Origin of the sequence: Salmonella sp. 32010601201800023SM (assembly GCF_017572235.1) — a bacterium.
GTDB lineage: Bacteria > Pseudomonadota > Gammaproteobacteria > Enterobacterales > Enterobacteriaceae > Salmonella > Salmonella enterica.
In genome coordinates this window covers 823,588-847,640 of sequence record NZ_JAGEQS010000001.1, presented here as the reverse complement: position 1 = coordinate 847,640, position 24,053 = coordinate 823,588, and the positions used below count along the sequence as shown (strand labels likewise).

Sequence of the window (24,053 nt, the reverse complement as noted above, 5' to 3'; positions counted from 1 at the left end):
ATGGAAACTTTGCTGGAGATAATCGCGCGGCGTGAAAAGCAATTACGCGGCAAACTTACCGTACTTGATCAGCAGCAACAGGCGATTATTACTGAACAGCAGATTTGCCAGACGCGCGCTTTAGCAGTGTCTACCAGACTGAAAGAATTAATGGGCTGGCAAGGTACGTTATCTTGTCATTTATTGTTGGATAAGAAACAACAAATGGCCGGGTTATTCACTCAGGCGCAGAGCTTTTTGACGCAACGGCAGCAGTTAGAGAATCAGTATCAGCAGCTTGTCTCCCGGCGAAGCGAATTACAGAAGAATTTTAATGCGCTTATGAAAAAGAAAGAAAAAATTACTATGGTATTAAGCGATGCGTATTACCAAAGTTGAGGGAAGTCTTGGGTTGCCATGCCAGTCTTATCAGGATGATAACGAGGCGGAGGCGGAACGTATGGACTTTGAACAACTCATGCACCAGGCATTACCCATTGGTGAGAATAATCCTCCTGCAGCATTGAATAAGAACGTGGTTTTCACGCAACGTTATCGTGTTAGTGGCGGTTATCTTGACGGTGTAGAGTGTGAAGTCTGTGAATCAGGGGGGCTAATCCAGTTAAGAATCAATGTCCCTCATCATGAAATTTACCGTTCGATGAAAGCGCTAAAGCAGTGGCTGGAGTCTCAGTTGCTGCATATGGGGTATATAATTTCCCTGGAGATATTCTATGTTAAGAATAGCGAATGAAGAGCGTCCGTGGGTGGAGATACTTCCAACGCAAGGCGCTACCATTGGTGAGCTGACATTGAGTATGCAACAATATCCAGTACAGCAAGGGACATTATTTACCATACATTATCATAATGAGCTGGGTAGGGTGTGGATTGCAGAACAATGCTGGCAGCGCTGGTGTGAAGGGCTAATTGGCACCGCTAATCGATCGGCTATCGATCCTGAATTGCTATATGGAATAGCTGAATGGGGGCTGGCGCCGTTATTGCAAGCCAGTGATGCAACCCTCTGTCAGAACGAGCCGCCAACATCCTGCAGTAATCTACCACATCAGCTAGCGTTGCATATTAAATGGACAGTTGAAGAACATGAGTTCCATAGCATTATTTTTACATGGCCAACGGGTTTTTTGCGCAATATAGTCGGAGAGCTTTCTGCTGAGCGACAACAGATTTATCCTGCCCCTCCTGTAGTAGTCCCTGTATATTTAGGCTGGTGCCAGCTTACGTTAATTGAACTTGAGTCTATCGAAATCGGCATGGGCGTTCGGATTCATTGCTTTGGCGACATCAGACTCGGTTTTTTTGCTATTCAACTACCTGGGGGGATCTACGCGAGGGTGTTGCTGACAGAGGATAACACGATGAAATTTGATGAATTAGTCCAGGATATCGAAACGCTACTTGCGTCAGGGAGTCCAATGTCAAAGAGTGACGGAACATCTTCAGTAGAACTTGAGCAGATACCACAACAGGTGCTCTTTGAGATCGGACGTGCGAGTCTGGAAATTGGACAATTACGACAACTTAAAACGGGGGACGTTTTGCCTGTAGGTGGATGTTTTGCGCCAGAGGTGACGATAAGAGTAAATGACCGTATTATTGGGCAAGGTGAGTTGATTGCCTGTGGCAATGAATTTATGGTGCGTATTACACGTTGGTATCTTTGCAAAAATACAGCGTAAACCTGATAAGAAAAATAATATGCGAACAATATAATAGCGTTCCAGGTCGTGTCATGAGAGATACAGTATGTCTTTACCCGATTCGCCTTTGCAACTGATTGGTATATTGTTTCTGCTTTCAATACTGCCTCTCATTATCGTCATGGGAACCTCTTTCCTTAAACTGGCGGTGGTATTTTCGATTTTACGAAATGCTCTGGGTATTCAACAAGTTCCCCCAAATATCGCACTGTATGGCCTCGCGCTTGTACTTTCCTTATTCATTATGGGGCCGACGCTATTAGCTGTAAAAGAGCGCTGGCATCCGGTTCAGGTCGCTGGCGCTCCTTTCTGGACGTCTGAGTGGGACAGTAAAGCATTAGCGCCTTATCGACAGTTTTTGCAAAAAAACTCTGAAGAGAAGGAAGCCAATTATTTTCGGAGTTTGATAAAACGAACCTGGCCTGAAGACATAAAAAGAAAGATAAAACCTGATTCTTTGCTCATATTAATTCCGGCATTTACGGTGAGTCAGTTGACGCAGGCATTTCGGATTGGATTACTTATTTATCTTCCCTTTCTGGCTATTGACCTGCTTATTTCAAATATACTGCTGGCTATGGGGATGATGATGGTATCGCCAATGACCATTTCATTACCGTTTAAGCTGCTAATATTTTTACTGGCAGGCGGTTGGGATCTGACACTGGCGCAATTGGTACAGAGCTTTTCATGAATGATTCTGAATTGACGCAATTTGTAACGCAACTTTTATGGATCGTCCTTTTTACGTCTATGCCGGTGGTGTTGGTGGCATCGGTAGTTGGTGTCATCGTAAGCCTTGTTCAGGCCTTGACTCAAATACAGGACCAAACGCTACAGTTCATGATTAAATTATTGGCAATTGCAATAACCTTAATGGTCAGCTACCCATGGCTTAGCGGTATCCTGTTGAATTATACCCGGCAGATAATGTTACGAATTGGAGAGCATGGTTGAATGGCACAACAGGTAAATGAGTGGCTTATTGCATTGGCTGTGGCTTTTATTCGACCATTGAGCCTCTCTTTATTACTTCCCCTATTAAAAAGTGGCAGTTTAGGGTCCGCGATTTTACGTAATGGCGTGCTTATGTCACTTACCTTTCCCATATTACCAATCATTTACCAGCAGAAGATTATGATGCATATTGGTAAAGATTACAGCTGGTTAGGGTTAGTCACCGGAGAGGTGATTATTGGTTTTTTAATTGGGTTTTGTGCGGCGGTTCCCTTTTGGGCCGTTGATATGGCGGGGTTTCTGCTTGATACTTTACGTGGCGCGACAATGGGTACGATATTCAATTCTACAATAGAAGCTGAAACCTCACTTTTTGGCTTGCTTTTCAGCCAGTTCTTGTGTGTTATTTTCTTTATAAGCGGCGGCATGGAGTTTATATTAAACATTCTGTATGAGTCATATCAATATTTACCACCAGGGCGTACTTTATTATTTGACCAGCAATTTTTAAAATATATCCAGGCAGAGTGGAGAACGCTTTATCAATTATGTATCAGCTTCTCTCTTCCTGCCATAATATGTATGGTATTAGCCGATCTGGCTTTAGGTCTTTTAAATCGGTCGGCACAACAATTGAATGTGTTTTTCTTCTCAATGCCGCTCAAAAGTATATTGGTTCTACTGACGCTCCTGATCTCATTCCCTTATGCTCTTCATCACTATTTGGTTGAAAGCGATAAATTTTATATTTATCTAAAAGACTGGTTTCTATCTGTATGAGCGAGAAAACAGAACAGCCTACAGAAAAGAAATTACGTGATGGCCGTAAGGAAGGGCAGGTTGTCAAAAGTATTGAAATAACATCATTATTTCAGCTGATTGCGCTTTATTTGTATTTTCATTTCTTTACTGAAAAGATGATTTTGATACTGATTGAGTCAATAACTTTCACATTACAATTAGTAAATAAACCATTTTCTTATGCATTAACGCAATTGAGTCATGCTTTAATAGAGTCACTGACTTCTGCACTGCTGTTTCTGGGCGCTGGGGTAATAGTTGCTACTGTGGGTAGCGTGTTTCTTCAGGTGGGGGTGGTTATTGCCAGCAAGGCCATTGGTTTTAAAAGCGAGCATATAAATCCGGTAAGTAATTTTAAGCAGATATTCTCTTTACATAGCGTAGTAGAATTATGTAAATCCAGCCTAAAAGTTATCATGCTATCTCTTATCTTTGCCTTTTTCTTTTATTATTATGCCAGTACTTTTCGGGCGCTACCGTACTGTGGGTTAGCCTGTGGCGTGCTTGTGGTTTCTTCTTTAATAAAATGGTTATGGGTAGGGGTGATGGTTTTTTATATCGTCGTTGGCATACTGGACTATTCTTTTCAATATTATAAGATTAGAAAAGATCTAAAAATGAGTAAAGATGACGTAAAACAGGAGCATAAAGATCTGGAGGGCGACCCTCAAATGAAGACGCGGCGTCGGGAAATGCAGAGTGAAATACAAAGTGGGAGTTTAGCTCAATCTGTTAAACAATCTGTTGCGGTAGTGCGTAATCCAACGCATATTGCGGTTTGTCTTGGCTATCATCCCACCGATATGCCAATACCACGCGTCCTGGAAAAAGGCAGTGATGCTCAAGCTAACTATATTGTTAACATCGCTGAACGCAACTGCATCCCCGTTGTTGAAAATGTTGAGCTGGCCCGCTCATTATTTTTTGAAGTGGAACGCGGAGATAAAATTCCTGAAACGTTATTTGAACCCGTTGCAGCCTTGTTACGTATGGTGATGAAGATAGATTATGCGCATTCTACCGAAACACCATAAATGCTTTTGGTATGCTTCTTCAGGCCACTGCGAAGGTTAAGAGGGTAATAGCGTATAGAGCAGTGCTTGACGATAAAGGTGAGAGACTGAAAATAATCGCTTTTAGCCTGGCACAAGCACCAGATAGCGTATTATAAAATTAAACAAGATAATGGATTGGTGCGTCTGAATGGACTCGAACCATCGACCCCCACCATGTCAAGGTGGTGCTCTAACCAACTGAGCTACAGACGCATTAAAATGATGGTGCGTTCAATTGGACTCGAACCAACGACCCCCACCATGTCAAGGTGGTGCTCTAACCAACTGAGCTATGAACGCAACGTTGTAGGTGACAACGGGGACGAATATTAGCGTCACAACCGCAATGAGGCAAGAGGGAAATCGCAATTTTCTTCCTGAAATCACCTGATTGCGGTGGAAATATGCAACATGTCGAGAAAATAGCCGCCATGCGACGGCTATCGTCGTATTATCGCGCAGCGCGCTGCAAAATGATGGCGGACGGCTGACGTTGTAGATAGCGCATCCGTAGCATCATTAACACCGCCGCCGAGGTCAGGCCGATGATGAACCCCATCCAGAAGCCTGCCGGTCCCATACGATCCACCACCAAATCCGTTAACGCCAGGATATAACCGCTGGGTAAACCTAACACCCAGTAGGCGGTAAAGGTGATAAAAAAGATGGAACGCGTATCTTTATAACCGCGCAGAATACCGCTGCCGATAACCTGTATAGAGTCGGAAATCTGGTAAACCGCAGCGAGCAGCATTAATTGCGCGGCAAGCGCCACGACCTCAGGGTTGTCATTGTAGAGCAAAGCAATATGCTTACGCAGAGTAACGGTAAAAATAGCGGTAACCACAGCCATACAAATGCCGACGCCTAAACCGGTACGCGCTGCGGTTTGCGCATCCAGCGTTGAGCCCTGGCCCAGACGATAACCCACTCGAATCGTTACCGCCGCAGCCAGCGACATCGGCAGTACGAACATCAGCGAGCTAAAGTTAAGCGCAATCTGATGACCGGCGACATCCACAATACCTAATGGCGAAACCAGCAGCGCAACGACCGCAAATAACGTCACTTCAAAGAACAGCGCCAGCGCAATCGGCAACCCCAGTTGAATCAGGCGCTTCATGACGACGCTATCAGGTTTGCCAAAGCCTTTTTCATTACGAATATCACGCATTGAACGCGCGTGTTTAATGTAAGAAAGCATGGCGATAAACATCACCCAATAGACCGCCGCAGTCGCAACGCCGCAGCCGATACCGCCGAGTTCCGGCATACCAAAATGGCCATAGATAAAAATATAGTTCACCGGAATATTCACCAGCAGGCCCAAAAATCCCATCACCATACCCGGTTTGGTTTTGGCCAGACCTTCGCACTGGTTTCGCGCTACCTGAAAGAAAAGGTATCCTGGCGCGCCCCACAGCAGCGCGCGAAGATAACCCACGGCTTTATCGGCCAGCGCCGGATCAATATTATGCATAGAGCGGATAATGTATCCGGCATTCCACAGGACGATCATCACCAGCACGGAGACAAAGCCCGCCAGCCAGAACCCTTGTCGAACCTGATGCGCGATACGCTCACGACGGCCGGAGCCATTGAGTTGCGCAATCACAGGCGTCAAGGCCAGCAGTAAGCCGTGACCAAACAAAATGGCGGGAAGCCAGATAGAGGTGCCGATAGCGACGGCAGCCATGTCCGTAGCGCTATAGCCTCCCGCCATGACGGTATCGACGAATCCCATTGCGGTCTGTGCCACTTGCGCAAGGATCACCGGTATCGCTAACGCTAATAACTGACGCGCTTCACTGGTATACTTCTGCACGTATTCACCTTTTATTTTGTTGTTATATGAAAGACTAAAAAGCCGCCGTAGTGGCAGCCAAAAGAAATAGCAGGGGAAATTTCAGTCTATTGTAGCGGGGTATTACTATTTCTCCAGTGAAAAAACAGTTGTTAACGGCGCATTGCTGGCAAGCTGTTTTTCCACCTGCTATTGTGCTGAACAGTTCTGCTTTTATTTATTTCAGGAGTTGAAGATATGTTTACGGGGATCGTACAGGGTACCGCGAAACTGGTATCGATTGATGAAAAACCCAACTTTCGCACCCATGTGGTGACGTTACCGGACTACATGCTGGAGGGGCTGGAGACGGGGGCGTCGGTAGCGCATAACGGATGCTGTTTGACGGTGACTGAAATAAACGGCAACCAGATAAGTTTTGATCTGATGAAAGAAACGTTGCGCATCACCAATCTGGGCACGTTGAGGGTAGGTGATGAGGTCAACGTAGAGCGCGCCGCTAAATTCAGCGATGAAATCGGTGGTCATCTGATGTCGGGGCATATTATTACGACGGCGGAGATCGCGAAAATCCTGACCTCCGAAAATAACCATCAGGTGTGGTTTAAAGTGCAGGATGCGTCCCTGATGAAGTATATCCTGTACAAAGGCTTTATCGGCGTCGACGGCATCAGTTTGACCGTCGGCGAGGTAACGCCAACGCGCTTCTGCGTGCATCTCATTCCGGAAACGCTGGAACGTACTACGCTTGGCAGAAAAAAACTGGGTGAGCGTGTGAATATTGAGATCGATCCGCAAACGCAGGCGGTTGTCGATACCGTAGAACGCGTACTGGCTGCGCGAGAAAATGCGGTCAGAAATCAGGCCAACATTGGCTAACGGAAAATAAGATTCCCCCGCATGAAATGCGGGGGAGATGATTAGCGAGGAACGCGCAGACCGTTTTCAACGCCGCGCGTAAATACCACCTGCCAAAGCTGGATATCACGCGCGCGAAACGCACCCGCGCAGGCGTTGAGATAATAGCTGAACATACGTTTAAAGCGCTCGTTATAATTGCCCGCAATCTCTGGCCAGGCATTGATAAAGCGCTCGTGCCACGCCATCAGAGTCGTGTCATAGTCGGCGCCAAAGTTATGCCAGTCTTCCATTACAAAGTGTGATTCGCTGGCCTCGGCGATTTGACGAACAGACGGCAAACAACCGTTGGGGAAAATATACTTATTGATCCACGGATCGACATTATGATCGGTTTTTTTAGAACCAATAGTATGGAGCAGGAAAAGACCATCCGGTTTTAAATTCTTGTCAACAACTTCAAAATAGGTGTTGTAGTTTTTTGGCCCGACATGTTCGAACATGCCGACGGAGACGATTCGGTCAAACTGATCGTTAAGGTCGCGATAATCTTCCAGGAGAATGGAGACATCCAGACCTTCGCAACGCGTCTGCGCCATTTTTTGTTGTTCAGCGGAGATCGTTACGCCCACCACGCTAACGCCATAATGGGTCGCCATATATTGCGACAGGCCGCCCCAGCCGCAGCCGATATCCAGCACACGCATCCCCGGTTGTAGCTGTAGCTTTTCGCAAATTAATTTCAGCTTGGCTTGCTGTGCCGCCTCCAGCGTATCGGCATCTTTCCAGTAGGCGCAAGAATATTGCATATAGGGATCGAGCATACGGGAAAAAAGGTCATTACCAAGATCGTAATGTTCCTTGCCGACAATCCAGGCGCGTTTTTTACTTTGTAGATTAATCAGACGCGCGCCGAGGATACGGAGCGTATCTTTAACATGGTGGGGGAGTTGATTTTCAAGACCGGCACGTAAGACTTTGCTGAAGAAAATATCCAGACGCTCGCATTCCCACCAGCCATCCATGTAACTCTCACCTAACCCCAACGATCCTTCCTGAAGGACGCGTTTAAAAAAATCGGGATTCTTAACACGAATGTCAGACGGGGCGGAACCATTAATTGTAATATCCGCGCGGCTTAACAATTCGTTGGCGATTCGGTACCAGTTATCATCCGGCACGCTGACTTCTTCTATACACGATGAACTCATAGTTTCTCCATCACTGGACGGTGATCAGAACCTTAAAACAGCGTAGACGCTTTTTTGGCTTTGTGAGAAATCCCACGGACAATTCCGTGAGCCAGTTATCCGACGTAGAACAGAGGAAGGGAGGAACCCTTGCCGAAAAGGCCATCCATGGTGAATCGGGAACGCTCCGGTTCCCGTTAATGCCTAATAATTATCGTAATATAAACAACCGGGAATCAGTATAGGCCGCAATTTTTGATGATTCAACCGAAAATTGTTAGCGTGCTAATTACCAGCGGTTAACAAGTCTTTAGTGAGACTTGTCGTGGGCGACATTGGCATGGGGAAATTCGGCCTCAGCGCAATCTGCATGAGACTGCATTTTGTAACCTAACGCCGCCAGAACAACGGTAGAGAGCATTACGCTGGTGGTGGTCAACAGCGGCGTGCTGATGAGCCATGAAACCACCAGGCTTGCCAGGAAACATAACCCCAGTTGCAGCGTATTTTGTAGCGCCGCAGCGCGTCCCGTGGCTTGAGGGAAAGGGCGTAACGCTTGCGCGACGACGATAGGGTAGATGGCGCCATTAGCAATCGCCATTACGCAGAAAGGAATCAGGATCTCCACCAGTGAGGCATTATTCAGAAGGCCCGCACCCCAGGTGGCGATAACGCTCAGCGCATACAGCCCTAACAGCCACGGAAGCAATTGGTAGCCCTGCCATTTTTGTAGCGCCGCGCGGCAACCATATCCGCCAATCAGAAAAGCGATGGTTTGCGGAACATAGCTCAGGCCAATCACTGCCGGGCTGTAACCCATCGCGCTGAGAATAAACGGCGACCCTGTTAGCCACGCAAAAAAGCTGGCGGAACAGGCGGCATAAATCAGCACATTACCGCGATAGGTTTTAGAGCGTAACAGTGTCGCGAAAGTGAGTTTATCCTGTCCCTCGGTACGCGCTTTTACCGATGGTTTTAAGCGCAGCGCCGGCAACATCAGCAACAACGTAATCACGAACAGGGTGGCGAAAATCGCCTGCCATGAGAAATGCGTCAGTATCCAGCTTCCCAGTAAGGGCGCAAGCGCCGGGGATAATCCCACCAGTGGCATGATAGTGGCGAAGATACGATTAATTTTTTGCGAAGGATAATAATCGGTCACCAGCGCTTGCCAGATTACCGTTGCCGCACAAACGCCGACGGCCTGCACAAAGCGCAGCGTCAGCAGTGCTGCCGCGCTTTCTACCCACAGCATCCCCAGACTTCCGAGTGCAAAGATAGATAACCCCAGCAGTAAAATCGGTTTACGGCCATAACGATCCGATAGCGGTCCCCAAAGTAGTTGCGCGACGGCAAAGCCAGCTAAAAACAGGCTGAGGCTGGCGCTGACCGCGGCGGCAGGCGTTTGTAAATCCGCCTGTATGGCGGCAAACGCGGGCAGGTACATGTCCGTAGCCAGAAATCCCAGCACGCTAAGGCCGGCTAACCAGACTAAAAAACCTTTTCCAGGTTGCATATTTGTTTCTCTTTCTTATCAGACAGACATTGTCGCAGAGTGTAGGGAGTGAAATTACGGTTGTGAAACGTTAATATTTGTCCAGTGAATTCAAAATTTTTGTAGGCAAATTATGTGGTCGGAATACTCGCTTGAAGTGGTTGACGCCGTGGCGCGCAATGGCAGTTTTAGCGCGGCGGCGCAGGAACTGCACCGTGTGCCTTCAGCAGTCAGTTACACCGTTCGTCAGCTAGAGGAGTGGCTGGCCGTACCGCTTTTTGTACGACGTCACCGTGATGTTGAACTGACGCCTGCTGGCATCTGGTTTTTAAAAGAAGGGCGTTCTGTTATCAAAAAAATGCAGATCACTCGCCAGCAGTGTCAGCAAATTGCTAATGGTTGGCGCGGGCAGTTAGCTATTGCGGTGGACAATATCGTCAGACCAGAACGTACCCGGCAGATGATCGTCGATTTTTATCGTCATTTTGACGATGTGGAACTGCTGGTTTTTCAGGAGGTGTTTAACGGCGTCTGGGACGCGCTCTCCGATGGGCGTGTCGAACTGGCGATTGGGGCGACGCAGGCGATTCCGGTAGGGGGGCGTTACGCTTTTCGGGATATGGGGACCCTGAGCTGGAGCTGCGTAGTGGCAAGCGATCACCCGCTGGCGTCGATGCCTGGGCCGTTAAGCGACGATACCCTGCGCAACTGGCCGTCGCTGGTCAGGGAAGACACTTCGCGAACCTTACCGAAACGGATTACCTGGCTGCTGGATAACCAAAAAAGGGTCGTCGTACCGGACTGGGAGTCATCGGCAACCTGCCTGTCGGCAGGACTATGCGTGGGAATGGTGCCGACGCATTTTGCCCGACAGTGGATAGACAGCGGAAAATGGGTGGCGCTGACGTTAGAGAATCCGTTTCCCGATGCGGCCTGTTGCGTGACGTGGCAGCAAAACGAGGCCTCGCCCGCGCTGGCATGGCTGCTGGACTATTTGGGCGATAGCGAAACGTTGAATCGGGAGTGGCTGCGGGAGCCAGAAGAGGCTCCCGACAGCGGGGATTAACGCCGATAGTCGCGGAACGGGCCGTCAGCGACCGAGCGACGCTCAACCAGGCGTGGATGAACTTCAATAGACTGTGACTCTTCACGCTTATTGACGATGCGATCCAATAGCATATTAAATGCGGTTTCGCCTAAAGAGTCTTTGGGCTGGTGAATCGTCGTCAGCGCCGGGGTGAAGAAACGGGCGTTACGCACATTGTCATAACCGATCACCGAAACGTCCTGCGGTACGCGAAGCCCCATTTCGTCAGCCGCGCAAAGCGCGCCCATCGCCATAATATCGCCGCCGCAGAAAACGGCGGTAGGGCGATGTGACTGCGATAAGATTTGCTGCATCGCGTGGTAACCGGACTCCGGCTCGAAGTCGCCCTGAACAACCCAGTTGTCCGGCACGTTGATCAGCGCCTCCTCCATGGCTTTCATAAAGCCTGCCAGCCGCCCCGCGCCGGTGTTGCGCTCCAGCGGGCCGGGAATAACGCCGATATCCCGGTGGCCGCGCTCAACCAGATAACGACCCGCCATATAGCCGCCTGCAAAGGCGTTATCAATCACCGTGTCGGTAAAATCGGCCTTCGCTTCACCCCAGTCCATCACCACCATCGGAATATGGCGATACTCTTCCAGCATGGAAAGCAGAGGTTCTGGATACTCAGAACACATCACCAGCAGGCCATCCACGCGCTTTTGCGCCATCATGGACAGGTAGGCGCGCTGTTTTTCCAGGTTATTCCAGGCGTTGCCTAAAATCAGCGTATAGCCTTTCTGGAAACAGTTTTTTTCAACCGCCTCGATAATTTCGGCAAAATAGGCCGCTTCGCTGCTGGTCGCCAGTAAGCCTATCGACTTGGTATGGTTAACCTTCAGGCTACGCGCGACGGCGCTGGGAGAGTAGTGCAGCTCTTTAATTGCCGCCCAGACCGCGTTACGCGTTTCTTCAGCGACAAAACGCGTTTTGTTGATTACGTGTGATACAGTTGTAGTGGAAACGTTTGCCCGTTTCGCTACATCTTTAATTGTTGCCATTACATTTCACTCCAGACCCTCGCTAAGCTCCTGAGAAACGCCAGGTAAACGTTTGCCTACACACACCCTAATCGCAACATCAGGGTTGCGGCACGCCGGAAAAACGACACGGAACGTCAGGAAGGGGTCAATGGCCGTTACGCTAATTCAGTAAGCCTGGAATTTTGTCTGATCTTGAGGAAAAGGGGAAGCGTTAAAAACAGTTATCAATATAAAACATGAGAGATTTTTGTGCGGGAATGTGCAAAAATGCGCTATATCACTTTTTGTGTGGGAATAAAAAGGAGAAAACTTGATGAGTACCGACCTGAAATTTTCGTTGATTACTACGCTGATTGTTCTGGGCGTGATTGTCGCAGGTGGATTAACGGCCGCTCTGCACTGATTTCCTCTCTTCTGAGGGTGGGCGTCTCCTCTATTCTATCCCTCTCTAAAACGCAGAAGGCGTACCTTCTGCGTACTCAGACTTATGCGGCGAGATTTTTCGCAACAAATTCCCAGTTAACCAGCGCCCAGAAATGCTCCAGATAGTTTGGACGGGCGTTGCGGTAGTCGATGTAATACGCGTGTTCCCACACATCAACCGTCAGCAACGGCGTTGCATCCGTAGTCAGCGGCGTACCGGCATTTGAGGTAGAAACGATAGCCAGTTTGCCATCAGCGCTTTTTACCAGCCATGTCCATCCGGAACCAAAGTTTTTGATAGCGGCATCGGTGAACTGCGCTTTAAATTCCGCGAAGCTGCCAAAAGATGCCGCGATAGCATCAGCCAGTTTCCCGGTCGGTTCGCCGCCAGCGTTTGGCGCCAGGCAGTTCCAGTAGAAGGTGTGGTTCCACACCTGAGCGGCGTTATTAAAGATGCCGCCTTCGGAAGTGCGCACGATCTCTTCCAGCGATTTGCCTTCAAACGCCGTGCCTTTGATCAAATTGTTAAGATTGGTCACGTAAGTCTGATGATGTTTGCCATAGTGATATTCCAGCGTCTCAGCAGAAATATGCGGCGCCAGAGCATCTTTGGCATACGGTAATGCAGGTAATTCGAACGACATTGCTTCTCTCCTTATTATTAATATTGCGCACGCACAATACCCCTGGTGCGCGTAAGGATAGGGTAGCAAATTGAGCGGTGGCGCAAAAGAAGAAGTTATCCTGTCGTTAAACGACAGGATAAAATATTAGCGAATTGTTTTAGGCGTCATCACCCGGCGGGCGCCGACATAATGACGTTGCCAGTATTCTTCGTTCAGTGAGGTGATCTTAATTTCCTGACCGCTGCGCGGAGACTGGATAAACTTACCGTTGCCGACATAGACGCCAACGTGATCGGCGGTGCCGCGCCCCTGCGTACGGAAGAACACCAGATCGCCGTTTTTCAACTCGCTACGCTCAATGGGCGCCGCGTCACGCAGGTGATACATCTCATTCGCCGTTCGGGGGATACGGATCTTCACTAAATCTTTATAGGCATAATAAACCAGACCGCTGCAATCAAAACCGGTACGCGGCGACGCGCCTCCCCAATGATACGGTTTACCAATCTGGTTCATGAGTTTGGACATCGCGGTTTTCGTCGCTTTTTGTACTTTTGCACGATGCGCATCGGCAATAGAGACCGGCAATGTTCCTTTCCCCTTCACGCAGTGCGGCTTACGGCCTTTACGCGTCGTGCATTTTTCCGTTACGTCGAGGGCGGCGATTGACGTGGGCGCGGTTCTGTTACGACGATGTGTCGTATGACGAGATTTCGTGGAGGCGGTGGTACGTTTTGGCGTAGAAGCGGAAGAAGAACGGCTGGTTTTTGAGGTTTTTTTTACGTTTTTTTTGCTGGTCTTACTGATCTTTTTCGTTGTGCTTTTCTTTTTATCTGCCGTTTTCGTGACATGAGAAACAGCAGGCGTCGCTTTGGCTTGCCTGGAAGCATGGGCCATTGGCGTAAAAGGGAGAGTAGTAAAAAGTAAAGCACAGAGCGTGATCGAGATTTTGTTTATCCGCGCCACTGAGCAATCCTCTGTTAAAGGCAGGCGATCATGCCTGCGTATGATTTACAAAACCCGATAATTCTAATCCACAAAAGCACAGATTGGTAATTGCTTTTGGTTTCTGAAGCTGTGTTTCGTTAACAGATGTAAAAAAAATAGCAATTAATGCTAAACACGAACGCGTTATCTACAAATCACTGAGCGGCAACCCGCTTAAAAGATATTTTGTATACAACTTATTCCCGCAGACGGTAAAATAATAAGGCATGATGAAAATGTTATTTTCCGTTGCCAGCCTGACCCGTTACAATGACAGGCTTCAGTCGTAAAAGTAGTTTAAGGAAGCGAGACAATGAGCACCACTATCGAAAAAATTCAGCGCCAGATCGCTGAAAACCCGATTCTCCTGTATATGAAAGGTTCACCGAAACTGCCAAGCTGTGGTTTCTCTGCGCAGGCCGTTCAGGCGCTTTCAGCCTGCGGGGAACGTTTTGCCTATGTTGATATCCTGCAAAACCCGGATATTCGCGCTGAATTACCGAAATACGCCAACTGGCCGACATTCCCACAACTGTGGGTGGACGGCGAGCTGGTCGGCGGGTGTGATATTGTGATTGAAATGTATCAGCGTGGTGAGTTGCAGCAGCTTATTAAAGAAACTGCGGCAAAATATAAAACTCAGGAGCCGGACGCAGAGTAATCTGTGCAAGGAGAAAGCGACCTGTAAAGGTCGCTTTTTTACTGCCATCGTGAGCAAGAACGGCGTTGTTAGCCTCGTTATTTGTCCGTCGGCAAAGGTAACGGCCAGCCGCCCAGGCGCTTCCAGCGATTGACGATTTCACAAAACAGCACCGCTGTCCGCTCGGTATCATACAAAGCGGAATGGGCCTTTTCGCCGTCAAACTCCATACCTGCCGCCAGGCACGCTTTTGATAACACCGTTTGTCCCAGCGCCAGTCCGCTCAATGCCGCAGTATCAAAGGTGACGAACGGATGAAACGGGTTACGTTTCAGCGAGGCGCGCTCTGCGGCGGCCATCATAAAACTGTGATCAAAAGTGGCGTTATGCGCGACCATAATGGCGCGACTACAACCGCTGTCTTTGATACCTTTACGCACCATTTTGAAAATAGCGTGTAGCGCCTCATATTCACTCACCGCGCCGCGTAGCGGGTTAGAGGGATCGATACCGTTAAACGCAAGCGCTTCCGGCTGTAAGTTGGCTCCAGCGAACGGCTCCACATGGAAATGCAGCGTCGTGTCCGGCATCAGCCAGCCTTGTTCATCCATTTTCAGCGTGATGGCGGCGATTTCGAGCAGCGCATCGGTTTTAGCGTTAAATCCTGCAGTTTCAACGTCGATGACGACAGGATAAAAACCACGAAAACGGTCGCACAGACCGGAAAGTTGAGCGTTATCGGACATCTGAGTCTCTTAATACGAAAAAATGCAGCGCGTATTATGGCAAATTTTACGCCGGGATGCAGTAAAACAACGGGCGCAGTGACCTGCGCCCGGCGGGGGATCAGTTACCCAGACCGTGGCCTGCGTCTTTAGCTTCAATCAATTCGATTTTATAGCCATCCGGATCTTCAACGAAGGCGATGATGGTCGAACCGCCTTTTACCGGCCCCGCTTCACGGGTCACGTTGCCGCCGTTCTGACGAATGCGTTCACAGGCTTCAGCAGCATTGTCAACGCTCAGCGCGATGTGCCCATACGCATTGCCCATGTCGTAGCTCTCAACGCCCCAGTTATAGGTTAGTTCGATGACCGCTTCTTCCGTTTCCGGACCATATCCCACAAAGGCCAGCGAGTATTTGTATTCCGGATTCTCACTGGTACGCAGCAATTTCATGCCCAGAACGTTAGTGTAAAAAGCGATGGAACGCTGCAAATCGCCGACGCGCAGCATAGTATGCAATAAACGCATTTTCGTTGTCCTTAAAATAGTCAAGATATTCAAAGTATAGCGGCGATGTGCGGCCGCTATCAATGAAATTACAGAGTAGGGTAGTCAGTGTAGCCTTCCGCGCCGCCGCCATAAAAACTTTCGGGATGCTGTGGATTAAGTTCCGCTTTACGTTGCAGACGCGCCACCAGATCCGGGTTAGCGATGTAATCGCGACCAAACGCCACGGCGTCAATCAGCCCTTTTTCGATCAGATCTTCCGCTTTTTCTGGCGTATAGGCGCCAGCGCCGATGATGGGGCCGTGGAAACACGCGCGCACTTTTTCACGGAACGCGTCGCTGTACGGTTCGCCGCCCGCCCAGTCTGGTTCAGACATATGCAGATAAGCAATGCCGCGTTTGCCTAACGCTTCAATCAGATAAAGGGCGTCAGCTTCTTCATTCGGGCCGTTATCGACATTCTGGAAAGTGCCGACAGGAGAAAGGCGGATGCCGATACGGTCCGCGCCCCATTCCTTAATGCCGGCATCAACCACTTCCAGCACCAGACGGGCGCGATTCTCTACGCTGCCGCCGTACCGATCGGTACGGTGATTAGAAGACGGTGAGAGGAACTGGTGCAGCAGATAACCGTGCGCGGAATGCAGCTCCACCAGGTCGAAGCCTGCCTCTCGGGCATTGGCGATAGCCTGGCGGAAATCGTTGACGATCCCGGGGATCTCATGAGTCTCCAGCGCGCGCGGCGTGGAAGTTTCTACGCGGATGGCCTGACCGTTTTCGTCACGCAAAGAGGTGCGGGTTCCCGCATTGATAGCGGATGGCGCGACGGGCGCTTGTCCGCCTGGTTGCAGGCTGGCGTGTGAAATACGGCCCGTATGCCACAGTTGCACCGCCATATGGCCGCCCTGAGCATGAACTCCCTGAGTGATTTTTTTCCAGGCGGCGATCTGCTCATCGCTGTGTAATCCCGGTGCGCCGGCATAGCCTTTCGCCTGTGCAGAGATTTGTGTGGCTTCGCTGATGATCAATCCGGCGCTGGCGCGTTGACGGTAATATTCCGCCATTAACGGCGTAGGAATGTCGCCCGGTTCAATACTCCGCAAACGCGTCAAAGGCGCCATAAATACGCGATTTGTCGCCGTGATGGCACCCACCTTGAGGGGGGTAAACAGTTTTGCTGATGACATAGTGGCTCCTGATATAAGTAGACCGGTCGTCTTGTAATAAAGGAAATAAAAACGCCTGTTACTGCTCAGGCGTTGCAATGATGGTCTTAACATGCGCCAACGCATTTTCCAGCGGCGCGGCGCTACGGGATATTTTGGCCTGCAAATTGGCGCCCAGCCACAGGGCATAAAGTACCTGCGCTTGTGGCAACGGCTGGCCGGTGAAATGTAAACAGTGGCTATTACGGCCATCTTCCAGCGCGCGTGCAAGCAGTGCCATGATCTCCTGCGCTCCTTTATCCATCGTAGAGCGCATATCCTCCGACAGATCGCAGACCTCCGCTGACAGTTTCACCGTCAGGCAACCGCTAATGGCGCCTTGCTGGCAAAACTGCTTTAACGTTTCCTGATACCAGGCGAGAAGACGATCGCGATGATTACCGGGACCGGAGGTGAAGTGCGCCATAAGACGCTGATGATAGCAGGCGTAATGTCGCTCAAGCATGGCGACGCCGAAGGCTTCTTTCGAGCGAAAGTAGTGATAAAACGACCCTTTAGGCACCTGGGCGGTTTTGAGCAATTCGCTAAGCCCCATGCCGGTAAAACCCCGTTGCATACAAAGCTGCTCGCCGGTGGCCAGCAGATGTTTGCGGGTATCGTGTTCGGTTTGCTTATTCATGACAGGCAGTATAGTAGACCAGTCGGTCTACTACAAGCAGAGTTGCCATAATGTCAGTTAGCGTCTTCAATAGTCATAAGCGTCAAACGTTGAGGAGGGGATGTGGCCGAGCAGTTGGAGTTTTTTCCTGTAGCAAGCCCATGTCGCGGTATCTGCCAGTCTGATGAGCGTGGCTTTTGTCGGGGCTGTATGCGCAGCCGCGACGAACGGTTTAACTGGCAAAAAATGAGCGATGTCGAGAAACAAAATGTACTGCGGCTTTGTCGCCAGCGTTTCTTGCGTAAAATACGCGCAAATAAGCCTCTCCCATCGGAAGATCCTCAACAACCTTCACTCTTTTAAACGCGGAATTGCGTATACTCAACCTCATTATTCTCTATGAGGAATCTGTTATGGTTCAGCGTGTCACCATCGCTCCACAAGGCCCGGAGTTTTCGCGTTTTGTCATGGGTTACTGGCGTTTGATGGACTGGAATATGTCCGCGCGTCAGTTAGTGAGTTTTATCGAAGAACATCTGGATTTGGGCGTCACTACCGTTGACCATGCGGACATTTATGGCGGTTATCAGTGCGAAGCGGCGTTTGGCGAGGCGCTAACGCTGGCGCCGCATTTGCGGGAAAAACTGCAAATCGTTACCAAATGCGGTATTGCGACCACTGCCAGAGCGGAAAATAAGCTCGGTCATTATATTACCGATCGCCGCCATATTATTCTGAGCGCCGAACAGTCATTAAAAAATCTGGCGACAGATTATCTGGATATGTTGTTAATTCACCGTCCCGATCCGTTAATGGATGCGGATGACGTCGCCGAGGCGTTTCAACATCTGCACCAAAGCGGCAAAGTGCGCCATTTTGGCGTTTCTAATTTTACGCCAGCACAATTTACGTTGCTGCAATCGCGCCTGCCTTTCACCCTGGCGACCAACCAGGTAGAGATCTCGCCGGTTCATCAGCCTTTGTTGCTGGACGGCACATTAGATCAATTACAGCAACTGCGTATTCGTCCGATGGCCTGGTCATGTCTTGGCGGCGGTCGGCTGTTTAATGATGAGGCTTATCAGCCGTTGCGCCAGGAACTTTCCGTTATCGCGCAAGAACTCAACGCCAGTTCTATTGAACAGGTGGTCTATGCCTGGATTTTACGTTTGCCGTCGCAACCGCTGCCGATTATTGGCTCGGGTAAAATCGAACGCGTACGCGCCGCATTAGAAGCGGAAACGCTGTCATTGACGCGTCAACAGTGGTTCCGAATCCGCAAGGCGGCACTGGGTTATGACGTGCCGTAATCGCCAACTCGTTGACTTTCCGTACATGTTTTCGCCAGTGGTTTACACTTAACAGGCGACCACATGTAACGGAGGTTTTATGAAGCGATTAAGTTTAGCGATGGTGACGCTGCTGGCCTGTGCGGGTGCGCAGGCCGCCAGCGAGAAAGTAGAGATGAATCTGGTGACGGCGCAAGGCGTAGGACAGTCTATCGGCACCGTCGTCATCGATGAAACCGAAGGCGGCTTAAAATTTACCCCACACCTTAAAGCGTTGCCGCCGGGCGAGCATGGTTTTCACATTCATGCCAACGGTAACTGCCAGCCCGCGATTAAAGACGGCAAAGCGGTTGCCGCAGAAGCCGCTGGTGGTCATCTGGACCCACAAAATACCGGCAAGCATGAAGGGCCGGAAGGCCAGGGGCATCTGGGCGACCTCCCGGTGTTAGTCGTTAATAATGATGGTATCGCCACCGAACCGGTTACTGCGCCACGTCTGAAGTCTCTTGATGAAGTGAAAGATAAAGCGCTCATGATCCATGTGGGCGGCGATAACATGTCCGATCAGCCGAAACCGCTCGGCGGCGGCGGAATGCGTTACGCCTGCGGCGTCATTAAATAACCCGGAGACAGTGTTCCCTGCGCTGGAGCCTGTTCCAGCTGCGACAGCGAACAGTGTAAACGCCAGATAATCGCCGCCAGCTCATGCGCGGCGGGTTGATGATGATGTGCGAGCGTGTCGCAGATACGCTGTAATTCCTGTAGCGTGACGGCAAGCGGGCGTTGCTGCACGCCGCGCTCGCTCATCACATCGCGCAGCAGGGATATACAAATATCCCGCACCCGGGAAAGCGGATCGGAACGCGACTCCCAGGCGCGCAGCTGCCACACCACATGCGAGCAGTTCAGCAGCACCACTCCCCAACGTAATAACCACCGGCGCGCCAGCGCATCCTGACTATTGCTGAGCTGACTGACGTGATGATAGGTCAGCGATTCAAACTCGCTTTCGTTATGGGAAGGGTGACGGCTAAGCTGATCGACGAAATCCCGGCGTAGCGCGCGGATATGGCGGCGGCTTTTTACGGCATCGGAACCGGGGCGCAAAATCGCAAACGCCAGCCAGGAAATCGCGACGCCGACGATCTTGGCGGTATTATCGTTAAGGAAGTCGGCGAAGTCGTACACCGGTGGATTGGTCACGGCGATGAATGAGCCCATAAAAACGATAAGCTGCCCCCACAGTCCCGCCAGCTTAGGCATCTGCAGTTTAAGCAGTTGCATCGTGACGAACAGCGGAAAAAGGAAAAGCAAGAATTGCCACAGATCGGTGATTTGCACCATCAGGCCAAATTTCACCACGAAGCTGAATAAGGACAGCAGCACTAAAGTACGCATCAATAAGGAAAGCGACTTAAACGGCGTGGCGACGATGGAGTAGAGGACGCAACTGATCGCCGCCAGGGTTAACGCGCCGGGCCCGGATTCCCATTGCGCGCCAATACTCCAGGCGCCAATCACCGTGAGCGTGCAAAAGGTACGCACGCCGCTCCAGATGGCCTCTGCGTTATCCGTATGCCGCGCAAGGCCGGGAGTGCGGCGGATATGGATTTGATCCACCGGCGCGCCGCTTTCGATCAGATATAACTGACGGCTGCTGCGCAGATATAGCTGGCAAAAATAGCGTAATCGCTGCCAGAACGCGAGGTGACGATAATCCTGTTCATCCTGCGGGCGTAGCGGCGCAATAATCCGCGCCACGGTGTAGCTGTCCGCGCGCGGTTTTGCCAACTCAGCTAAGAGTTGTTCAATGACTTCGCGGCTGTTTTCCGGCGGCGTCGGCCAATTTAAAAGCATTCTACGCAGACTGGAGATCACGCTGGTTAGCCGTAATTGCTGGTGTAACAATGCATTTAGCAATGCATTCTGGCGGCGAAAACGGTAGTGACTCCAGAAGGCCTGAATACGCAGCAGGTTCATGGTCAGGATTTGCCCAATGACCCCCTCATGCGCGGAGCGGATGGCGTCGGTAGTCTCCGGCTGCCACAGTAGACTGGCATGTTCCAGCAAGCGCGCATGCATGTTTTTCAACGCGGTGAGCAGGGCAGTGCCATCCGATGTGCTGGGTAGGATCATCATCATCATGCCGCCACAGAGGATGCCGACGATAACTTCACATACACGTGCCTGGGCGATATCCCACAACTGCGTGATTTCTACAATATTAACCATCGGGAACGCGATGATCGCCGCCGTGTAGCCGGACAACTGGAAAGCATAAGCGACATTATTGGTAAAATGCGCACAGGCCCAGGTACAAAAACCGATCCAGGCGGCCATGCTAAACAAGAACAACCAGGGTTCATTCAGCGTATGGCCGGCAATAATCAACGCGGCGGTCGCGCCGAGTAAACTCCCGGCAATACGCCCCAGACTTTTACTGATTACGCCGCCTACGGTCGGAAAGCTCACCACTGCGGCCGAAGTCATCGCCCAGTAGGGCTCATCCAGATTGAGATAATAAGCGAATGTCAGCGCGAGACACATGGCAATGGTATTGCGCAACGCGTAACGCCACTGGCCGGAGGTCGCTTTAAACCAGGGCGTATTTCGCAGGGCCGGCAGGGAGAGTTTCATTACCGCTGTCCAATGGCTACGCTGCAGGTAGTGCCGGAGACGAGCGTGATATCCTGCGGTAAAGCGTCAAATTCGATACGTACCGGTACGCGTTGCGCCAGACGTACCCACGGTACGTTGGGTTTGATATCGGGCACTAAACCGGAGTCACTTTCCACGCTTTGGTCGTAAATAGCGCGCCCGATACTGCCAACGTGACCCTGTAACTTAACATTGCCACTATACAGTGTTATTAATGCAGGCTCACCTTCGCGGATGTGGCGTAGTTTGGTTTCTTCGAAATATCCCATTACATAAAATGAGTGGCTATCTACCAGGGCGAAAAGTGGCTTACCGGTGCTGGCATAATCACCGGTACGCGTGGAAAGGTTGGTCACCCAGCCGGATACCGGCGCTTTTACTTCCGTCTGGCTAAGCTGCCACTGCGCCTGTTTTAACGTTGCCAGTGCGACATCTACGTTGGCCTGCATCGCTTTAACATTCAGATTGGCGCTATCCAGATCTTCAGCAGAGATGTAGTTACGCGATAAATGTCGACGTCGATCGGCTTCATTATTCGCTTTTGCCAGATCGGACTGCGCTTTGGCCAACTGCGCCTGCGCGTTAAGTTCTGCAATATGGAAGGGCGTTTTATCAATGACAAAGAGAACGTCCCCGGCGTTGACGAACTGATTATCTTTGATATTGAGTTGGGTAATGCTGCCAGAAACCTGTGGCGTTACGCTGACCTGTTCCGCGCGGATTTTACCATCGCGCGTCCACGGTGACTGCATATAGTAATTCCATAACCACCACGCGGCCAGAACGGCGACGACGGCGACAATGAGAGTAGAAAAATATTTTATTGTTTTTAACGACATATTTACCACGCGATCAGTAAAACGAGGCCCAGACATACGCACAGCGTAAAGAGGGAGAGATCCATTAACAGGGGATGCCAGATTTCATCAGAGTATATCCGGTCACGCAGGAGTCGGTGAATAAACAACCAGATAACGAACCCAAGCGCAAAGGCTTTAAAGAATGGCGGAAAGTAAACAGATGCTCCCAACATGAGATCTTGTAAGGGCAATCCTGTGGCGTTGAGTATACACTTCACAAGCAATGTTCCTTTGCGTCAGACATCGATGCTTTAGTTTTAGCCAAAACTGAAGCTACAGGTGCCAGGTGCGCACTATGTCTGAAAAAATGTCTATTGGTAAGCAAATTTAGCAATACATTTGTTTTGAGAATACAAATACTGCACACTATTCTAAAATCAGCATAATAACTTAGCAAGCTAATTATAAGGAGATGAAATTGGAATCGCCACTAGGTTCTGATCTGGCACGGTTGGTGCGCATTTGGCGTGCTCTGATTGACCATCGCCTCAAGCCTCTGGAATTGACGCAGACACATTGGGTCACGTTGCACAATATTCATCAATTGCCGCCTGACCAGTCGCAGATTCAATTGGCTAAAGCGATAGGCATTGAGCAGCCATCGCTGGTACGCACGTTGGATCAACTTGAAGATAAGGGGCTAATTTCGCGGCAAACCTGCGCCAGCGATCGTCGCGCTAAGCGGATTAAACTGACCGAAAAAGCGGAGCCGCTGATCGCTGAGATGGAAGCGGTCATTCATAAAACGCGCGGTGAAATTTTGGCTGGGATTTCTTCAGAGGAGATTGAGCTTCTGATTAAACTTATCGCCAAACTTGAACACAATATTATGGAATTGCACTCTCACGATTGAGGTGCAGGGGCATACGTGTGGCCATGTGACCACACGTAAAGCCTGGTTTAGCGTGGAGAGACGGTAACCTGGCTGCCGTTGCTGGCCAGCACGACACGCTGACCTGCCGAGAAACGCGTATTTCCTTGTTTCTGCACAACCATAATGGTGTTGCCATCGTCTTTACGAATTTCCAGTTCCACACCCTGGGTTTTATTCATTGCGCTCTGGACGCCCTGGCCCGCTACGCCGCCAGCCACCGCGCCTGCCGCGGTCGCCAGTGAACGACCCGTACCGCCGCCGATAGTGTTGCCGAGGAATCCGCCCAACACCGCGCCGCCGATAGCGCCAATCACGTTAGAATCATCACCGCCCTGAATTTGAACCGGACGAACGTTAACGATAGTACCGTACGTTACATTCTGAACTTGTTTAGCCTCGGATGCGGTATAAACATCACCCGAAAGGCTATCATTGTTAACACACCCAGCTAAGGATAACCCCATCAGTGAAACGGCCAGTACACGTTTAATCATTTACCCATCTCCTGTTCTTCACGAAACGCTATGTCAGCATCCCTATAGCTAAATTATATGGCATTTATGCAGTTAAGGTCATATCTTCTGCTGAAAGAATGTAAAAATCATAATCAGAAGTTAATTAACCAATCTTAAACGAAGTCGGAAGCAAGAAAAGATAGGTCATTGATATCCGTGGACGACACGGCAAAAAACGTGACGTGGGCATA

29 protein-coding genes and 2 tRNA genes are annotated in these 24,053 nt (G+C 50.1%); 15 read left to right on the top strand and 16 right to left on the bottom strand.

Going from position 1 to position 24,053, the window contains the following annotated elements:
• The 7 genes from ssaO to ssaU all read left to right on the top strand — a co-directional run bounded on the left by ssaO (nucleotide 1) and on the right by ssaU (nucleotide 4,495).
• A complete protein-coding gene (gene ssaO, locus J4617_RS04265) occupies nucleotides 1-378 on the top strand; it encodes an SPI-2 type III secretion system apparatus protein SsaO (protein WP_000449089.1) in 378 nt (125 codons plus the stop codon).
• A complete protein-coding gene (gene ssaP / locus J4617_RS04260) occupies nucleotides 359-733 on the top strand; it encodes an SPI-2 type III secretion system apparatus protein SsaP (RefSeq protein ID WP_001223304.1) in 375 nt (124 codons plus the stop codon). The genes ssaO and ssaP overlap by 20 nt, the downstream gene beginning before the upstream one ends.
• Nucleotides 714-1,682: an SPI-2 type III secretion system cytoplasmic ring protein SsaQ gene (gene ssaQ, locus J4617_RS04255; RefSeq protein ID WP_000944187.1), complete on the top strand. Its 969-nt coding sequence runs from the start codon at nucleotides 714-716 to the stop codon at nucleotides 1,680-1,682. The genes ssaP and ssaQ overlap by 20 nt, the downstream gene beginning before the upstream one ends.
• Nucleotides 1,683-1,749: 67 nt before the next feature.
• On the top strand, nucleotides 1,750-2,397 hold the full coding sequence (ssaR, locus tag J4617_RS04250; protein WP_000056368.1) for an SPI-2 type III secretion system export apparatus protein SsaR: 648 nt from the start codon (nucleotides 1,750-1,752) through the stop codon (nucleotides 2,395-2,397).
• A complete protein-coding gene (gene ssas, locus J4617_RS04245) occupies nucleotides 2,394-2,660 on the top strand; it encodes an SPI-2 type III secretion system apparatus protein SsaS (RefSeq protein WP_000999982.1) in 267 nt (88 codons plus the stop codon). The genes ssaR and ssas overlap by 4 nt, the downstream gene beginning before the upstream one ends.
• Nucleotides 2,661-3,440 carry an SPI-2 type III secretion system apparatus protein SsaT gene (gene ssaT, locus J4617_RS04240; RefSeq protein WP_017466105.1) on the top strand — a complete coding sequence of 260 codons (780 nt, stop codon included), beginning with the start codon at nucleotides 2,661-2,663 and terminating at the stop codon, nucleotides 3,438-3,440. It abuts the gene before it with no gap.
• The gene (gene ssaU / locus J4617_RS04235; RefSeq protein WP_001291716.1) at nucleotides 3,437-4,495 is read left to right on the top strand and encodes an SPI-2 type III secretion system apparatus protein SsaU; all 1,059 of its coding nucleotides are present in this window, start codon (nucleotides 3,437-3,439) and stop codon (nucleotides 4,493-4,495) included. Before ssaT ends, ssaU begins: the two co-directional genes overlap by 4 nt.
• 157 nt (nucleotides 4,496-4,652) lie before the next feature.
• Here the strand turns inward: ssaU and J4617_RS04230 are convergent.
• The 3 genes from J4617_RS04230 to mdtK all read right to left on the bottom strand — a co-directional run bounded on the left by J4617_RS04230 (nucleotide 4,653) and on the right by mdtK (nucleotide 6,341).
• Nucleotides 4,653-4,729, bottom strand: a tRNA-Val gene (locus J4617_RS04230).
• Between the two features lie 10 nt (nucleotides 4,730-4,739).
• Nucleotides 4,740-4,816, bottom strand: a tRNA-Val gene (locus tag J4617_RS04225).
• A 151-nt stretch (nucleotides 4,817-4,967) separates the two neighbouring features.
• Nucleotides 4,968-6,341: a multidrug efflux MATE transporter MdtK gene (gene mdtK, locus J4617_RS04220; RefSeq protein WP_001175077.1), complete on the bottom strand. Its 1,374-nt coding sequence runs from the start codon at nucleotides 6,339-6,341 to the stop codon at nucleotides 4,968-4,970.
• Nucleotides 6,342-6,557: 216 nt separating this feature from the next.
• Here mdtK and J4617_RS04215 point away from each other — a divergent pair, with 216 nt between their 5' ends.
• Nucleotides 6,558-7,199: a riboflavin synthase gene (locus J4617_RS04215; RefSeq protein WP_017466104.1), complete on the top strand. Its 642-nt coding sequence runs from the start codon at nucleotides 6,558-6,560 to the stop codon at nucleotides 7,197-7,199.
• A gap of 41 nt (nucleotides 7,200-7,240) precedes the next feature.
• On the opposite strand, the gene cfa is transcribed toward J4617_RS04215, so the two are convergent.
• Together cfa and punC are read right to left on the bottom strand one after the other, a co-directional pair.
• Nucleotides 7,241-8,389, bottom strand: coding sequence for a cyclopropane fatty acyl phospholipid synthase (gene cfa, locus J4617_RS04210; protein WP_017466103.1), 1,149 nt, complete (start codon nucleotides 8,387-8,389; stop codon nucleotides 7,241-7,243).
• A gap of 289 nt (nucleotides 8,390-8,678) precedes the next feature.
• A complete protein-coding gene (gene punC, locus J4617_RS04205) occupies nucleotides 8,679-9,884 on the bottom strand; it encodes a purine nucleoside transporter PunC (protein WP_001182315.1) in 1,206 nt (401 codons plus the stop codon).
• Between the two features lie 112 nt (nucleotides 9,885-9,996).
• Between punC and punR the strand changes: the two genes are divergently transcribed.
• Complete coding sequence (gene punR, locus J4617_RS04200) at nucleotides 9,997-10,929, top strand: DNA-binding transcriptional activator PunR (protein WP_000269513.1); 933 nt, start codon at nucleotides 9,997-9,999, stop codon at nucleotides 10,927-10,929.
• On the opposite strand, the gene purR is transcribed toward punR, so the two are convergent.
• Nucleotides 10,926-11,951 (bottom strand): HTH-type transcriptional repressor PurR, encoded by a 1,026-nt coding sequence (gene purR, locus J4617_RS04195; protein ID WP_017465970.1) that lies wholly within the window; start codon nucleotides 11,949-11,951, stop codon nucleotides 10,926-10,928. The genes punR and purR overlap by 4 nt on opposite strands.
• A 295-nt stretch (nucleotides 11,952-12,246) precedes the next feature.
• Between purR and J4617_RS04190 the strand changes: the two genes are divergently transcribed.
• Nucleotides 12,247-12,336, top strand: coding sequence for a YnhF family membrane protein (locus J4617_RS04190; RefSeq protein WP_000102277.1), 90 nt, complete (start codon nucleotides 12,247-12,249; stop codon nucleotides 12,334-12,336).
• An 82-nt stretch (nucleotides 12,337-12,418) separates the two neighbouring features.
• Here J4617_RS04190 and sodB read toward each other — a convergent pair whose 3' ends face one another.
• Entirely contained in the window at nucleotides 12,419-13,000 is a 582-nt protein-coding gene (gene sodB, locus J4617_RS04185; RefSeq protein ID WP_000007299.1) for a superoxide dismutase [Fe], read from the bottom strand.
• A 126-nt stretch (nucleotides 13,001-13,126) separates the two neighbouring features.
• Nucleotides 13,127-13,948 carry a C40 family peptidase gene (locus J4617_RS04180; RefSeq protein WP_001520344.1) on the bottom strand — a complete coding sequence of 274 codons (822 nt, stop codon included), beginning with the start codon at nucleotides 13,946-13,948 and terminating at the stop codon, nucleotides 13,127-13,129.
• A 334-nt stretch (nucleotides 13,949-14,282) separates the two neighbouring features.
• Between J4617_RS04180 and grxD the strand changes: the two genes are divergently transcribed.
• Nucleotides 14,283-14,630, top strand: coding sequence for a monothiol glutaredoxin 4 (grxD, locus tag J4617_RS04175; protein ID WP_000108176.1), 348 nt, complete (start codon nucleotides 14,283-14,285; stop codon nucleotides 14,628-14,630).
• Between the two features lie 77 nt (nucleotides 14,631-14,707).
• Here grxD and rnt read toward each other — a convergent pair whose 3' ends face one another.
• From rnt to J4617_RS04155, 4 genes are all read right to left on the bottom strand, one after another.
• Entirely contained in the window at nucleotides 14,708-15,355 is a 648-nt protein-coding gene (gene rnt / locus J4617_RS04170; protein WP_001282272.1) for a ribonuclease T, read from the bottom strand.
• A gap of 100 nt (nucleotides 15,356-15,455) precedes the next feature.
• The gene (gene gloA, locus J4617_RS04165) at nucleotides 15,456-15,863 is read right to left on the bottom strand and encodes a lactoylglutathione lyase (protein WP_017465969.1); all 408 of its coding nucleotides are present in this window, start codon (nucleotides 15,861-15,863) and stop codon (nucleotides 15,456-15,458) included.
• A 68-nt stretch (nucleotides 15,864-15,931) separates the two neighbouring features.
• The gene (locus J4617_RS04160) at nucleotides 15,932-17,029 is read right to left on the bottom strand and encodes an alkene reductase (RefSeq protein ID WP_017465968.1); all 1,098 of its coding nucleotides are present in this window, start codon (nucleotides 17,027-17,029) and stop codon (nucleotides 15,932-15,934) included.
• 58 nt (nucleotides 17,030-17,087) lie between these two features.
• Nucleotides 17,088-17,687, bottom strand: a complete 600-nt coding sequence (locus tag J4617_RS04155; RefSeq protein WP_001041832.1) for a TetR/AcrR family transcriptional regulator — start codon at nucleotides 17,685-17,687, stop codon at nucleotides 17,088-17,090.
• A gap of 102 nt (nucleotides 17,688-17,789) precedes the next feature.
• Between J4617_RS04155 and J4617_RS04150 the strand changes: the two genes are divergently transcribed.
• The 3 genes from J4617_RS04150 (at nucleotide 17,790) to sodC2 (ending at nucleotide 19,577) form a co-directional block, all read left to right on the top strand.
• Entirely contained in the window at nucleotides 17,790-18,029 is a 240-nt protein-coding gene (locus J4617_RS04150; protein ID WP_001519323.1) for a DUF1289 domain-containing protein, read from the top strand.
• A gap of 50 nt (nucleotides 18,030-18,079) precedes the next feature.
• Complete coding sequence (locus J4617_RS04145; protein ID WP_000250717.1) at nucleotides 18,080-18,976, top strand: aldo/keto reductase family oxidoreductase; 897 nt, start codon at nucleotides 18,080-18,082, stop codon at nucleotides 18,974-18,976.
• Between the two features lie 79 nt (nucleotides 18,977-19,055).
• Nucleotides 19,056-19,577 carry a superoxide dismutase [Cu-Zn] SodC2 gene (sodC2, locus tag J4617_RS04140; protein WP_017465967.1) on the top strand — a complete coding sequence of 174 codons (522 nt, stop codon included), beginning with the start codon at nucleotides 19,056-19,058 and terminating at the stop codon, nucleotides 19,575-19,577.
• Here the strand turns inward: sodC2 and J4617_RS04135 are convergent.
• The 3 genes from J4617_RS04135 to J4617_RS04125 are packed head-to-tail and all read right to left on the bottom strand — an operon-like array spanning nucleotide 19,553 to nucleotide 22,691.
• A complete protein-coding gene (locus tag J4617_RS04135; RefSeq protein ID WP_017465966.1) occupies nucleotides 19,553-21,592 on the bottom strand; it encodes an FUSC family protein in 2,040 nt (679 codons plus the stop codon). The genes sodC2 and J4617_RS04135 overlap by 25 nt on opposite strands.
• Complete coding sequence (locus tag J4617_RS04130) at nucleotides 21,592-22,452, bottom strand: HlyD family secretion protein (protein WP_001520441.1); 861 nt, start codon at nucleotides 22,450-22,452, stop codon at nucleotides 21,592-21,594. Before J4617_RS04130 ends, J4617_RS04135 begins: the two co-directional genes overlap by 1 nt.
• Nucleotides 22,453-22,454: 2 nt before the next feature.
• Nucleotides 22,455-22,691, bottom strand: coding sequence for a DUF1656 domain-containing protein (locus J4617_RS04125; protein WP_000649755.1), 237 nt, complete (start codon nucleotides 22,689-22,691; stop codon nucleotides 22,455-22,457).
• A 194-nt stretch (nucleotides 22,692-22,885) separates the two neighbouring features.
• On the opposite strand from J4617_RS04125, the gene slyA reads away from it, so the two are divergent.
• Nucleotides 22,886-23,326 carry a transcriptional regulator SlyA gene (gene slyA, locus J4617_RS04120; protein ID WP_000764551.1) on the top strand — a complete coding sequence of 147 codons (441 nt, stop codon included), beginning with the start codon at nucleotides 22,886-22,888 and terminating at the stop codon, nucleotides 23,324-23,326.
• Between the two features lie 47 nt (nucleotides 23,327-23,373).
• Here slyA and slyB read toward each other — a convergent pair whose 3' ends face one another.
• Nucleotides 23,374-23,841, bottom strand: a complete 468-nt coding sequence (slyB, locus tag J4617_RS04115; protein WP_000597179.1) for an outer membrane lipoprotein SlyB — start codon at nucleotides 23,839-23,841, stop codon at nucleotides 23,374-23,376.
• Nucleotides 23,842-24,053 lie beyond the last annotated feature (212 nt).

Coding starts and splice junctions, on each gene's coding strand:
- slyA (WP_000764551.1), top strand. CDS start 22,886: ATGAAATTGGAATCGCCACTAGGTTCTGATCTGGCACGGTTGGTGCGC.
- gloA (WP_017465969.1), bottom strand. CDS start 15,863: ATGCGTTTATTGCATACTATGCTGCGCGTCGGCGATTTGCAGCGTTCC.
- ssaU (WP_001291716.1), top strand. CDS start 3,437: ATGAGCGAGAAAACAGAACAGCCTACAGAAAAGAAATTACGTGATGGC.
- J4617_RS04145 (WP_000250717.1), top strand. CDS start 18,080: ATGGTTCAGCGTGTCACCATCGCTCCACAAGGCCCGGAGTTTTCGCGT.
- ssaO (WP_000449089.1), top strand. CDS start 1: ATGGAAACTTTGCTGGAGATAATCGCGCGGCGTGAAAAGCAATTACGC.
- sodB (WP_000007299.1), bottom strand. CDS start 13,000: ATGTCGTTCGAATTACCTGCATTACCGTATGCCAAAGATGCTCTGGCG.
- ssas (WP_000999982.1), top strand. CDS start 2,394: ATGAATGATTCTGAATTGACGCAATTTGTAACGCAACTTTTATGGATC.
- ssaQ (WP_000944187.1), top strand. CDS start 714: ATGTTAAGAATAGCGAATGAAGAGCGTCCGTGGGTGGAGATACTTCCA.
- slyB (WP_000597179.1), bottom strand. CDS start 23,841: ATGATTAAACGTGTACTGGCCGTTTCACTGATGGGGTTATCCTTAGCT.
- J4617_RS04135 (WP_017465966.1), bottom strand. CDS start 21,592: ATGAAACTCTCCCTGCCGGCCCTGCGAAATACGCCCTGGTTTAAAGCG.
- rnt (WP_001282272.1), bottom strand. CDS start 15,355: ATGTCCGATAACGCTCAACTTTCCGGTCTGTGCGACCGTTTTCGTGGT.
- grxD (WP_000108176.1), top strand. CDS start 14,283: ATGAGCACCACTATCGAAAAAATTCAGCGCCAGATCGCTGAAAACCCG.
- sodC2 (WP_017465967.1), top strand. CDS start 19,056: ATGAAGCGATTAAGTTTAGCGATGGTGACGCTGCTGGCCTGTGCGGGT.
- J4617_RS04215 (WP_017466104.1), top strand. CDS start 6,558: ATGTTTACGGGGATCGTACAGGGTACCGCGAAACTGGTATCGATTGAT.
- ssaR (WP_000056368.1), top strand. CDS start 1,750: ATGTCTTTACCCGATTCGCCTTTGCAACTGATTGGTATATTGTTTCTG.
- J4617_RS04160 (WP_017465968.1), bottom strand. CDS start 17,029: ATGTCATCAGCAAAACTGTTTACCCCCCTCAAGGTGGGTGCCATCACG.
- punC (WP_001182315.1), bottom strand. CDS start 9,884: ATGCAACCTGGAAAAGGTTTTTTAGTCTGGTTAGCCGGCCTTAGCGTG.
- J4617_RS04155 (WP_001041832.1), bottom strand. CDS start 17,687: ATGAATAAGCAAACCGAACACGATACCCGCAAACATCTGCTGGCCACC.
- cfa (WP_017466103.1), bottom strand. CDS start 8,389: ATGAGTTCATCGTGTATAGAAGAAGTCAGCGTGCCGGATGATAACTGG.
- J4617_RS04130 (WP_001520441.1), bottom strand. CDS start 22,452: ATGTCGTTAAAAACAATAAAATATTTTTCTACTCTCATTGTCGCCGTC.
- punR (WP_000269513.1), top strand. CDS start 9,997: ATGTGGTCGGAATACTCGCTTGAAGTGGTTGACGCCGTGGCGCGCAAT.
- purR (WP_017465970.1), bottom strand. CDS start 11,951: ATGGCAACAATTAAAGATGTAGCGAAACGGGCAAACGTTTCCACTACA.
- ssaT (WP_017466105.1), top strand. CDS start 2,661: ATGGCACAACAGGTAAATGAGTGGCTTATTGCATTGGCTGTGGCTTTT.
- J4617_RS04190 (WP_000102277.1), top strand. CDS start 12,247: ATGAGTACCGACCTGAAATTTTCGTTGATTACTACGCTGATTGTTCTG.
- ssaP (WP_001223304.1), top strand. CDS start 359: ATGCGTATTACCAAAGTTGAGGGAAGTCTTGGGTTGCCATGCCAGTCT.